11 protein-coding genes are annotated in these 11,653 nt (G+C 54.6%); 3 read left to right on the top strand and 8 right to left on the bottom strand.

The genetic code is table 11. The annotated features are described in order from the left end of the window. Nucleotides 1-278: 278 nt before the first annotated feature. The 3 genes from QM579_RS09705 to QM579_RS09695 are packed head-to-tail and all read right to left on the bottom strand — an operon-like array spanning nucleotide 279 to nucleotide 2,016. Entirely contained in the window at nucleotides 279-581 is a 303-nt protein-coding gene (locus QM579_RS09705) for a hypothetical protein (protein WP_414998958.1), read from the bottom strand. Next, nucleotides 578-1,561: a 16S rRNA (cytosine(1402)-N(4))-methyltransferase RsmH gene (gene rsmH / locus QM579_RS09700; RefSeq protein ID WP_414998957.1), complete on the bottom strand. Its 984-nt coding sequence runs from the start codon at nucleotides 1,559-1,561 to the stop codon at nucleotides 578-580. Before rsmH ends, QM579_RS09705 begins: the two co-directional genes overlap by 4 nt. Nucleotides 1,562-1,569: 8 nt before the next feature. After that, complete coding sequence (locus QM579_RS09695) at nucleotides 1,570-2,016, bottom strand: division/cell wall cluster transcriptional repressor MraZ (protein WP_414998956.1); 447 nt, start codon at nucleotides 2,014-2,016, stop codon at nucleotides 1,570-1,572. A 412-nt stretch (nucleotides 2,017-2,428) separates the two neighbouring features. Here QM579_RS09695 and pyk point away from each other — a divergent pair, with 412 nt between their 5' ends. From pyk to QM579_RS09680, 3 genes are all read left to right on the top strand, one after another. Then, nucleotides 2,429-3,847, top strand: a complete 1,419-nt coding sequence (gene pyk / locus QM579_RS09690) for a pyruvate kinase (protein ID WP_414998955.1) — start codon at nucleotides 2,429-2,431, stop codon at nucleotides 3,845-3,847. A gap of 3 nt (nucleotides 3,848-3,850) precedes the next feature. Then, complete coding sequence (locus tag QM579_RS09685; RefSeq protein WP_414998954.1) at nucleotides 3,851-4,894, top strand: HD-GYP domain-containing protein; 1,044 nt, start codon at nucleotides 3,851-3,853, stop codon at nucleotides 4,892-4,894. A 219-nt stretch (nucleotides 4,895-5,113) separates the two neighbouring features. Further along, entirely contained in the window at nucleotides 5,114-6,115 is a 1,002-nt protein-coding gene (locus QM579_RS09680) for an Ldh family oxidoreductase (protein WP_414998953.1), read from the top strand. Nucleotides 6,116-6,207: 92 nt separating this feature from the next. Here QM579_RS09680 and QM579_RS09675 read toward each other — a convergent pair whose 3' ends face one another. From QM579_RS09675 to carB, 5 genes are all read right to left on the bottom strand, one after another. Further along, nucleotides 6,208-6,990: a 4Fe-4S ferredoxin gene (locus QM579_RS09675; RefSeq protein WP_414998952.1), complete on the bottom strand. Its 783-nt coding sequence runs from the start codon at nucleotides 6,988-6,990 to the stop codon at nucleotides 6,208-6,210. A gap of 101 nt (nucleotides 6,991-7,091) precedes the next feature. Continuing rightward, nucleotides 7,092-7,334 carry a glycine zipper domain-containing protein gene (locus tag QM579_RS09670; RefSeq protein WP_183718215.1) on the bottom strand — a complete coding sequence of 81 codons (243 nt, stop codon included), beginning with the start codon at nucleotides 7,332-7,334 and terminating at the stop codon, nucleotides 7,092-7,094. Nucleotides 7,335-7,381: 47 nt separating this feature from the next. Then, a complete protein-coding gene (locus tag QM579_RS09665) occupies nucleotides 7,382-7,816 on the bottom strand; it encodes a hypothetical protein (protein ID WP_414998951.1) in 435 nt (144 codons plus the stop codon). Nucleotides 7,817-7,959: 143 nt separating this feature from the next. Continuing rightward, entirely contained in the window at nucleotides 7,960-9,090 is a 1,131-nt protein-coding gene (gene carA / locus QM579_RS09660) for a glutamine-hydrolyzing carbamoyl-phosphate synthase small subunit (RefSeq protein ID WP_414998950.1), read from the bottom strand. Between the two features lie 3 nt (nucleotides 9,091-9,093). Further along, nucleotides 9,094-11,653, bottom strand: a 2,560-nt coding sequence (gene carB / locus QM579_RS09655) for a carbamoyl-phosphate synthase large subunit (RefSeq protein WP_414998949.1), incomplete at its 5' end; no start/stop codon positions are given.

The raw sequence follows: 11,653 nt of genomic DNA, 5'->3' as shown, positions 1-11,653 counted from the left end.
CTTGATGCGGATGCGGCCCCAGTCAAATTTTTCTGTCCAGGCGAAACGAACCTTGCTCTCAGAAGCATTGGCCCGTGCGCGCTTGGCAGGACGGGACACTTTTTCAGCTCTGGGGGCATCAGTATGTCTGTTACCCTTGCGGGAATTGAATTTGAACATGGTTTATCCCAAATAGCTTCCGGGTTGTTCCGGTATGGTGAAATCCAGCCTGTTTTGCCGGACCTGTATTTGCCTCATTAAGTCCTGAATCTCTTCCGGGCTCTCTTTTCAGCTGGAGTCTAACGTGCCTCCATGCGGCGAATCTGGCCGGGCTTCGGCTCCCGCATGGAAAATTCCTCGGCCTTGCGGCGCAGTTCGTAGGGCGAAAGCAGGCGCTCCCGCTCTACTTCAAGCTTTGCGCGCAACGCGCGGCGTTCACGCATGGTATTCTGCGATATGTTGATGAAATAGGTGGTGTCCATACGTTCAATATTGCTCCACACAAGCACCAATCCCATAACCATGCAGGCCAGCAAACCAAGCACAAGAAACAGTAACCATCCCCTGCCTCCAGCTGGCTTTGCAGTAACGTTGCGCTTCATGAACCGGAAGCCTCGGCTATTTTTTCCACAGCTCGCAGCTTGGCGCTGCTTGCGCGAGGATTGACAGCCAGTTCGTCCGGACCAGCCTGCACGGGTTTTTTGTGCAGTATGCGCACTTCTGGCTGATGCCCGCATATACAACGTGGAATATGCCTCGCACAGCGGCAGCCTTCTGCCCAATGGCGCATGGCCTGCTTGACCATGCGGTCTTCAAGCGAATGAAACGTAATGACGGCCAAACGGCCTCCAACGGGCAGATAGGCCAGTATCTGATCCAAAAAGCGCTGCAGCTCGCCCAATTCATCGTTAACGGCCATGCGCAAAGCCTGAAACGTGCGTGTGGCCGGATGGCGCCGGGCCTTGGCCCGCCAGGCTGCCGGATAGGCTTTTTCCACCAGCGTGGCCAATTGAGCCGTGGTATCTATGGCGTCTTTTTGTCTGGCATCCACAATTGCGCGGGCTATACGCCCTGCCTGCGGTTCTTCGCCAAGGGTGGCGATGCAATCTTTGAGTTTGTCGAAACTTTCACGGTTGACCCAGTGCCAGGCCGAAGGCTGGCCCGAGCTTTGATCCATGCGCATGTCCAGCGGCCCATCGCCATAAAAACTGAAGCCGCGCCCCGCCTCATCCAGTTGGAGAGAAGAAACGCCAATGTCCAGCAAAGCGCCGTCTATCTTGCTCCAGCCAAGCTGGCCCAAGGGATCGGTAAAGTCGCTATAGCGGCAATGAAACAAATGCGTTCTCGCACCAAACGGAGCCAGACGCTGTTTTGCGAGTTCCAGGGCATCTTCGTCACGGTCAAGACCGCAAAGTTCTATATCTGGCGCAGACGCCAAAACGGCGCTGGCGTGACCACCCATTCCAAGGGTGCCATCCAGATAGCGCCCCCCGGCTCGCGGGGCCAGCGCGGCCAGCGTTTCCAGAGGCAGAACAGGTACGTGACGAACCTGTTCTGCATTTTCGTGCATGGTTTGCATCATGATTAAACCTAAAGGCTGATTGCCACGCCACTGGCAGCGAGTTCGTCGGAGACGTCCTCAAGCTCCAGGGCGTCAAAGCGAGTCTGATCCCAGACTTCGAATTTGTTGAGCATGCCCACCAGCATGACGTCCTTCTGGAGGCCGGCTTCACGCATGAGGGCTTGTGGAATGCGCACTCGGCCCTGGGCATCGGGCAGCATTTCCTGCGCGAGGCCCATGACCTTGGTCTTGAAGTGTGAAAGTCGAGGAGAAGGCATGGGAATACGACTCAACTGTTCTGTGATCTTTTCCCAGTCTTCAGGCAGGTAGGCCACAAGGCGGCCATAATAAGCTGTAAGCCAAAAAGCGCCTGTGCCACCCTCCGCATAAAGCCCATCCCGGTATTCCGGCGGCAGCATAAGACGACCCTTGGGGTCGAGGCTGCGGGAGAGACTTTTGGTGAAGAGCTTTGGCACTTTTTTACCACTTTATTACTTATAATTACCACTTTTTCCCACTTATGCCCCAAGCCAATAGGGGTGTCAAGCTAACTGGGAAAAAAGTATAATATTTATGCCTGAAGCCATTTTTTCGGCGAATTGCTGCTCTGAAAATCCCCTTTTACCCACAAGGGTACGGCAGTGGTAAAAAGTGGTTTTTACCACCCAACTGATCCTGCTTGCGGGTTGTGCGCCTCAGGTCAAAGCTTTCCGCACTCATGACAGTTCGCACAAAAGTTTCACGGCCATTCTCTCTCGGCGCGCCAGGCTGAATATCTTGACAATGCATGGTAAAATCAGGATGATTTAATGTGCTGGCCCCATAATGTTCTTCCTTTGCGCCAATGCGCCAGACCAGCCTCACTTGCCCTCCAAACAAGGACACATCATGAGAACAAAAATTGTTGCCACCATAGGACCTGCGTCCAATAGCAGAGAAAAGCTGCAACAGCTTGCGGAAGCAGGCGTCAGTGTTTTTCGCCTCAACTTTTCACACGGTTCCGCTGCAGACTTTGTAACCATCATAAAAAACATACGTGAAGTTGAGCAGGTCATTGGCAGGCCCATCACCATCATGCAGGACCTTTCTGGCCCCAAGATTCGCCTTGGAACAGTGCCCGAAGGCACTATTGACGTAGACAAGGGCATGCATCTTCTGCTGGGGGCAAGCGCTGACCGTACCGACGAAATGCCCTATCTGCCCTTTGACCACGAAGTCATCCTTGAAAGCCTTGACCCCGGCGACCGCATGGTGCTGGCAGACGGCGGACTTCAGTTCATAGTGAAGGAACGCCGCCCGGATGGACGTGTGCTTCTGGAAGCAGACAATGCAGGTATTGTCACTTCCCGCAAGGGCCTGGCCCTGCCCGGCAAGGCCACCAAGGTGCGCGCCCTGACGGACAAGGACAAAAAAGACCTTGCCGACGGCCTTAAACTTGGTGTTGACGCCGTGGCCATTTCTTATGTTCAAACGGCTGACGACGTGCGCGAAGCCAAGGAACTCATTGCTGCCGCAGGCCTGAAACTGCCTGTGGTAGTCAAGCTTGAGCGCCAGAGTGCCGTAGACAATCTGGCTGAAATTCTTGCTGAAACAGATGTAGTTATGGTGGCGCGCGGCGATCTTGGCGTAGAGTGCCCCCTGCCCTTGCTGCCCGCCCTGCAAAAACGCATCATCAGCGCCTGCAACAAGGCCTCCAAGCCTGTTATTGTTGCTACGCAAATGCTGCTTTCAATGGTAAACAGCCCCGCTCCTACCCGCGCTGAAACTACAGACGTGGCCAATGCCGTGCTGGACGGGGCCGACTGCGTAATGCTTTCTGAAGAAACGGCCATGGGCAATTTTCCTGTGGAAACCGTACGTTACATGCGGCGCATCACTGATGAGGCCGAAAAACTGCTTCTGCTCAACCACAGACTTGAAGAACCCGATGCAGACAAGGGCATTCCCGAGTTTCTGGCGTATTCGGCCTGCCTGCTGGCAGACAAGGCACAGGCCAAGGCCATTGTGTCCCACAGCCTTTCCGGCAGCTCGGCCCGTCAGGTTTCAGCCAGGCGGCCTCCGCAGCAGATTTACGCTCTCACGCCAGACCCTGTGACGGTCAAAGCCCTCAACTTTGTCTGGGGCGTAAAACCTGCCTTTGTGTCGAGTCCGCAGGATGAAGAAAGCCACCTTGTCAGGGCCGAACAGTTCATCCACAACAGCGCCGATTTTGATCCCGATGACTGCGCCGTCATCACTGCTGGCCAGGTCAAGGGTTCTTCCGCCACCCCCAGAGGCACCAACCTTGTCAAAATCTATTGGAAGTAGGGCATGGCCGAACAAGCACGGACTGCAAAAGAAGTTCCTCAAAACATTAACGAGGAGTACTATCAGATAAGCAGCGAAATTCTTTCCAGCTTTCCTAAGTATCGCCCGCCGGTGGATCTTTTCAGCTTTCGTGATGACATCATGGTGCTGGCTCCTTATTGCAAAAAGGAAACACGCCTGACCAACGAACAGGTTGAAGAAGTGGCCCGGCTTTGCGATGCAGGCGATCTTTTTGTGGCCCGCTCGGACCACCACATCTATTCGCGCCACATCGTCAAGCAGCTTGATCTTGTTTTGCAAGACAAGAACCTCAAGGAAGCTGAAATCGCTGACATCTGCATCCGTGCACTGTTTCTTCGCTATACAGAATTCAACAGCCAGCCCATCAAGCCACTCTTTGAACCGTTGTACCGCGACGTTATGGTGATTACAGAATATTTGTGGGAAGACAGGCACCGCATTAACACATTTATGCGCCGCCTGTTCCGCAAGTACCAGCCTGCGCGCCACGCCATAAACAGCATGTCAATCGGCCTCTGGCTGTGGATGCAGGTGGGTGGGGAATACCGGCGCAAAGATCTTGACCGGATGGCTCTGGCCTTTTTGCTGCATGACATTGGCATGAGCAAGGTTCCCGCTTTTCTGCTCAACAAGCCTGGGCCCCTTAAGGCCGAAGAACGTGACAAGGTGTTGCCGCACCCGCTTGTGGGCATCAAACTCATGCACAAGATGGATGTGAGCTTTGAAGAGTTGGTGCGGGCCTGCTATGAGCACCACGAGCGCATGGACGGCTCTGGCTATCCCCAGCACCTTAAAGCTCATCAGATCAGCCGGGTGGGACGCATCACCGCTATTGCGGATTCCTTTTCCGCAATGATTTGCCACAAGCCTTACAGTGAAGCCAAGGAACCTCTTGCAGCTGCAAAAGACCTCGCCGGGGATGCCCGGTATGACGGCGAACTGACCAACCTGCTTCTCACCGGCTTTGCCTCCGGCAACATTGGTCAGCTGGTGGATATGGACAAAATTGTGGATACCCCCCTGTAGCCGCACCTGCCAGATAAATCAGAAATGCCTAAAGGCCGCGCCATTATGGTGCGGCCTTTTCATTTTTTGCCTTACTATGCTGGCTCAGGCAGGAGTATTTTTCCCGCTTTTCGTCAGCCACATAAACTGGTATCTGCCTGTTTGGCTACAGACGCATATGGGGCAGTGATGCCTTCCCCCAGGTATGGCGATAACGACCCAACTTTTACAGGTGGCAATATGAGTTCCATTTCATTGAATGACGCACGCGACCTCGGCCAGAGCTTCCTTATGCGGCACAAGGTCAGCCAAGAAAACGCCGTTGTGACCATTGAGGCACTGCTTCGGGCCGAGATGCAGGGCATTCCTTCGCACGGGTTTTCTCGTGCCCCCTATTACGCAGCCCAGGCACTTGTTGGAAAGATTGATGGTTTTGCGGAACCGCAGATACTGCAACCGAGGCCGGGAGCCATACTTACAGATGCCCGCTGTGGTTTTGCCTATAGAGCTATTGCTGACAGCCTGCCTGTTGCGGCACAGACTGCCAAGGAAAACGGCATAGCCTTACTGGCCATAAACAATTCCCAGCATGCTGGCGTTCTCGGACTTTCTGTCGCAGATTATGCAAAGCAAGGCCTTCTGGCTATAGCTTTTGCTAACAGCCCTGCAGCTATTGCTCCCTATGGTGGCAGTAAGAGAACCTTTGGCACCAACCCTATGGCTATGGGCTGCCCCCGAAAAAACTCGCCGCCCCTGATCATTGACATCTCAATGGGCTTAATGGCTCGTGGCAAAATTCTACAGGCAACCGAAAAGGGAGAGCTCATACCCGAAGGCGCTGCGGTTGATACTGACGGCAACCCCACACGCGATCCAGCAAAGGCTTTTGCAGGGGCACTTTTGCCTTTCGGTGGCCCCAAGGGCTACGCGCTGGCGCTGATAATAGAAATTATGGCAGCCGTATTGCCGGGAGCTGCCTTGGGCATTGAGGCAAGTTCTATGTATTCGGCGGAAGGGCCGTCGCCACGCATCGGGCAAAGTTTTCTAATAATGGATCCTGCTTCTACTGCTGGAGAACACTTTGCGGACCGGCTTGATATATTGCTGCATTTTATTACCGATCAAGAGGGTGTGCGCCTGCCCGGCGACAGGAGAATAGCTTTGGAGGCCGCAGCACTGGCAAAGGGGGCAATTGATTTGCCAGATCCCCTGCTTGAGCAGCTCCACAGCATCAACAAGTGATTCTCTGAACGCGGCAGATAAGCTATCGAGAAAGGGGGTATGCAAAGCATACCCCCTTTCCCAATTAATACCTATCCTTAAAGCCCGGCAGGCTAAACCGTATAGAACTCCGGCTCCCTGCGGTCCCGGCATTTTTCTTCCAGCATGCCGATTATCTTCAGCACAGGTTCCTGATCGAAAAACTTTGCCTGCTCCGGGCATGCCTTGACGCAGGCACAGCAACGAATACAGCCCTGCCCCACCTCGGCAGGATCATCTTCACTGATGATCTGCATGGGGCACTGGCTCACGCAGAGCAAACATTGCGTACATGCATCTGATGTTTTTGGGCGTATATCCATAGCAGGCGGCAGATCTTTGTAAGGACGCTTGCCCGGCACACTTACTGGTCCTGCATGGCCCGAAAGAACAGCTTGCGCCGCATGATGGGAAAACTCTTCAGCACTTTTCAAATCCTGGGCATCTGGCCTGTCCGTACCAACTTTCGCCGTCAGGCTGTGCTCTGCCACAAGAGCTCCTGCGGAAACAACTGAACAATTACGTTCCTGAATCGTATCCACTGCTTCCAGCAAGGCATCGTCATAGTGGCGGTTGCCGTAGACGGCTAGAACCACAGCCCGCGCTCCCCCACCATCCAGCTGGGTCAGGAACCTGCTGAGCAGGCGTGGAACGCGCCCGGCATAAACGGGAAAAGCAAAAAGAAAAACATCGTCGCTGGTGCATTGAAGAAATTTGTTGCGGCCTTGCGGAAAGGTCAAATCGTGTTCGCAAAGTTCTTTGCCAAGTGCCTGTGACAAAGGCCATGCCACGGCGCGGGCAATTTTTTTGCTGCTGCTGGTTGGACTGAAAAATACTGAGTGCAGGGTGCCGCTCATGTGAGCCTCCCTCATTTGATTTATGTGACCCGGATGGCCGTCAAACAAAAGGGCCGGAAATCCGGCCCTTTTCAAGTCTTAAACAAAGTGCAAAGCGTGCGTTACCAGCTGTTGCCCTTGCTTTGCTCGTGCCCAACAATGCCACCAGCCAACGCGCCGATGCCAGCACCGGCAAGAGCACCCCAGCCAGCAGCGCCGCCAGAAATGGCAGCAATACCAGCACCGCCCAGAGCACCAAGAGCCGCGCCACTAGCAACACCCTGCTGGGTTTTGTTCATATTGGTGCAACCGATGCCGCTGGTGAACATGACGGCCAGCAGGCCAATAATCAAAACTTTTTTCATGATGATTCTCCTGAAAAGTCTTGTCATCGCATTGAAAGGCAGATGCCCTACTTCGCGGCAAGACGCGGGGCAATCAGTTCATACCAGATAACACCCAAAACCGGACGCTCAAGCTTGTCGGGGTTGGCCGCATACCACTGATCCACCATCTTGACGATGTCGGCGCGGTTAACGTCCTTGAAAGCCTTCATCCAGCCCTTTTCAAAGGGCGACAGGGTGCAGGTGGGTTTTTTGCCGGTTTTGGCGGCTTTTTCCGTTATTTTGGCATTAACAAAGTATTCCACGGCAATGGCCGATTCGACACCAAGAAGAAAGGCTGCCTTATCGGTTTCAGTCGTCTTTTGCCATACTTTGCCTGTAAGCTGTTCAACCGGATTCGTCTGAATCACATCGCTGACGGCGGTGGCTTCTGCCGCACGAACGGGAGCGCAGGCCAGAACCAGAGCCAAAACCAGCCCAAGGCTCAAAACTGACTTTTTCACACGAAGCTCCTTGCAGTTTGCAGATAAGGCGGGCTAAACCGCCGAAATATCCTCATACCAGAAAATAAAAAGCGCTAATCGCTATCAGTGCTTGCCACAATCTAGCCATAAGAAGACGTGCATATCAAGTCTTTTCCGAAGAATCAGGCTCCGATGGCCTCGCCAATCAATTTTCTGAAGCGGCTAAACAGGTATTCTCCGTCATGCGGCCCAGCGGCAGCTTCCGGATGATACTGCAGGCTCATGACTGGCAGCGTCTTGTGGCGCAGCCCTTCAAGCGTATTGTCATTAAGGTTTATGTGGGTAGCTTCCACATCTTCCAACCCGTCCAGAACCACATGGAACCCGTGGTTCTGCGAAGATATTTCAATGCGGCCCGTGGTCAGGTCCTTGACGGGATGGTTGCAGCCGTGATGGCCGAACTTGAGCTTGTCAGTGCTGCCCCCAAGGGCGTGGCCGATAAGCTGATGGCCAAGACAAATTCCCGTAACGGGAAAAGCCTGAATGAGTTCACGCACCAGGGCGATTTCATTGGTCAGCGTAGCCGGGTCGCCGGGGCCGTTGGACAGAAAAACCCCTTTGGCCCCACTGGCTTTGGCCTGCGCTGCAGTGAAGTTTGGCGGCACAACCAGAGGTTCAAAACCCGCCTCGCACAAGCGGCGCAAAATATTCCACTTGATGCCGTAGTCATAAACCAGAAGCGGCAGCCCGGCGTCACGCCATGCGTAACTGCCGTCTTCGGCCATTGGCGCTTCCTGAACGGCGTTATCAAACCATGTATAGGGCGCTTTGGCAGCCACGAAAGGCACGAGATTGCGTCCCTTCATGGTTGGCAGCGCTTTGGCGCGTTCCTGCAACACGCGGGGGTCCATTTCTTTTGTAGAAATAATGCCGCGCATGGCCCCGTTGATACGCAGATGCAGAGTCAGGGCACGGGTATCGATTCCTTCCATGCCGGGCTTTTCATAGCGCTGCAGAAACGTAGGCAAAGACATTGTGGAACGCCAGTTAGAAGGCTTTTTGCAGCATTCCTTGACCAGCAGAGCCGCGCAGTGCACCCCGGCAGATTCCATATCTTCACGGCTGGTGCCATAGTTGCCAATGAGGGGGTAGGTCATGCAGACCATCTGCCCGTAATAAGAAGGATCGGTAAGAACCTCCTGATATCCAGTCATGCCAGTGGTGAAAATAACTTCGCCACCGGTTTCAAATTCGCCAGTAAATGACTTGCCTTCAAGCGTAAATCCGTCTTCAAGCACCAGCAATGCTTTCATAACTTACCCCCGCGCTTCCCGCGCGTAGTATTCCTGCAAACTTTCCACATGGGTTTCGTCCCGCCGCGAACCTATGGCCGTGGCCGTGGCGCGTGCCGCAGCAATGGTGGTGCAGTACGGCACCTTGTAGTTCAGAGCCGCCTGACGAATGGCCTTGGAATCCTTGGCGGTATGTTTGCCCGAAGCCGTGTTCACGACCAGTGCCACCTCGTGATTGATGAGCAGATCCACGATATTGGGGCGGCCTTCGTAAACTTTACGCACTTCTTCAACCTTGAGGCCGTGCTCGCGCAAAATGGCCGCAGTGCCCTTGGTAGCCAGCAGATCAAAGCCCAGATTGGCAAATTTCTCCGCCACTTCAGGCAGGAAGGGTTTGTCGCGGTCATTCACCGAAAGGAAAAGCTTGCCTCCCTGCGGCGGCACCTGACCTGCACCAAGCTGGCTTTTGAGGAAGGCCTCGCCAAAGTTGGAGCCCATGCCCATAACTTCGCCAGTGGAGTGCATTTCAGGTCCAAGTATTACGTCCACACCGGGGAAGCGCTGGAAGGGCATAACCGCTTCCTTCACGCAGGTGAAACCACCCTTGCGCATGCTCCAGGGGTCAAGTTCGTCCAGGGTCTTGCCCAGCATGACCTGGGTGGCAAGATACGGCAGGGGCACGCCCGTGGCCTTGGACACAAAGGGAGCCGTACGCGAGGCGCGCGGGTTCACTTCAAGAATATAGATATCGTCGCCCTTGATGGCGAACTGGATATTCATGAGGCCCACCACTTTGAGTTCGCGGGCCAGAGCTTCAGCCTGAACCGCAATAAGGGCCACATGGTCGTAAGACAGCGAATAGGAAGGCAACACGCAGGCCGAGTCGCCGGAGTGAATGCCAGCTTCTTCGATATGCTCCATAATGCCTGCAACGTACACGTCCTTGCCGTCAGACAGGGCGTCCACATCCACTTCCACCGCATGTTCAAGGAACTTGTCGACAAGGATGGGGTGTTCCGGCCTTTCGGGCACCTGAGCGTGGAAGTACGCGGTCAGTTCCGAAGCGTCGTACACAACGGCCATAGCGCGGCCGCCAAGCACATAGCTTGGCCGCACCACCACAGGATAGGTGATGCGCTCGGCCACTTCCAGAGCATCTTCAAGGCTCATGGCCGTACCGTTGGGCGGCTGCAGCAGCCCCAGCTTCTGAATCAGAGCCTGAAAGCGCTCGCGGTCTTCTGCGCGGTCAATGGCGTCAGGGCTGGTGCCAAGAATGGGCACGCCTGCGCGCATGAGCGGCACAGCCAGATTCAACGGGGTCTGGCCGCCGAACTGCACGATAACCCCATCGGGTTTTTCATTTTCCACAATGTTCATGACATCTTCGAAGGTCAACGGTTCAAAATAGAGCCGATCTGAAGTGTCGTAGTCTGTGGAGACAGTTTCGGGGTTGGAGTTTGCCATAATGGCCATAATGCCAGCATCCCGCAGAGCAAAGGAGGCATGGCAGCAACAGTAGTCAAACTCAATGCCCTGACCGATACGGTTGGGGCCACCACCCAGGATGAGCACCTTGCGGCGGTCTTCAAGCTTGATTTCTTCACCCTTCTCGTAGGTCGAGTAAAAATAGGGCGTGTAGGCTTCAAACTCCCCTGCGCAGGTGTCGACCAGATAGTACGTCGGCAGGATATTCATTTCTTTGCGCAAACGGCGAATATCAGCTTCGGGGCGCTTCCACATTTCGGCAAGCTGCCTGTCGGAAAAACCGTATTCCTTGGCTTCGCGCAAGATGACCGCCAGAGCTTCGTTACTGGCTGTCATGTCATTGGCCATGCCAAAGTTGCGGATGCGCTGCTCCATATCCACGATGTCCTGCAACTGCCGGATAAACCAGGGGTCGATAGCAGACACGGCAAAAATTTCTTCTTCCGTGATGCCCGCCAGCAGAGCCTGCCGCAGTGAAAAGATGCGGCGCGAGTTGGGCCGCTGCAAAGACTCAAGGATCTCCTCGCGGTCAGGCAGTTCGGCGTTGAAGTTGAAACCCAGGCCAGTGGCCCCGATTTCCATAGAGCGCAAGCCTTTCTGCAGGGCTTCTTTGAAGGTACGGCCAATGCTCATGGCCTCGCCCACGCTCTTCATCGAAACGGTGAGCTCGTCCTTGGCACCGGGGAATTTTTCAAAGGTAAAACGCGGAATCTTGACCACGCAGTAGTCAATGGCGGGCTCAAAGCTGGCCACAGTCTCACGCGTGATGTCGTTGCGCAGTTCATCCAACGTGTAGCCAACGGCCAGTTTGGCCGCAATTTTGGCGATGGGAAAACCAGTCGCCTTGGAGGCCAGAGCCGAAGACCGCGACACACGCGGGTTCATTTCAATGACAACAATTTCGCCATTGGCCGGATTGATACCGAACTGCACGTTACTGCCGCCGGTTTCAACGCCGATTTCACGCATGATGGCAATGGAAGCATCGCGAATCTGCTGATATTCGGCGTCGGAAAGAGTCTGCACCGGAGCCACGGTGATGGAGTCGCCCGTGTGAACGCCCATGGGGTCAAGATTTTCAATGGAGCAAATGATGACG

It is taken from the genome of Desulfovibrio sp., from assembly GCF_047607245.1.
In the GTDB taxonomy this organism is placed as follows: Bacteria; Desulfobacterota; Desulfovibrionia; order Desulfovibrionales; family Desulfovibrionaceae; genus Desulfovibrio.
The sequence above is the reverse complement of the archived record's forward strand: the minus strand, read 5'-3'. Positions and strand labels throughout refer to the sequence as shown.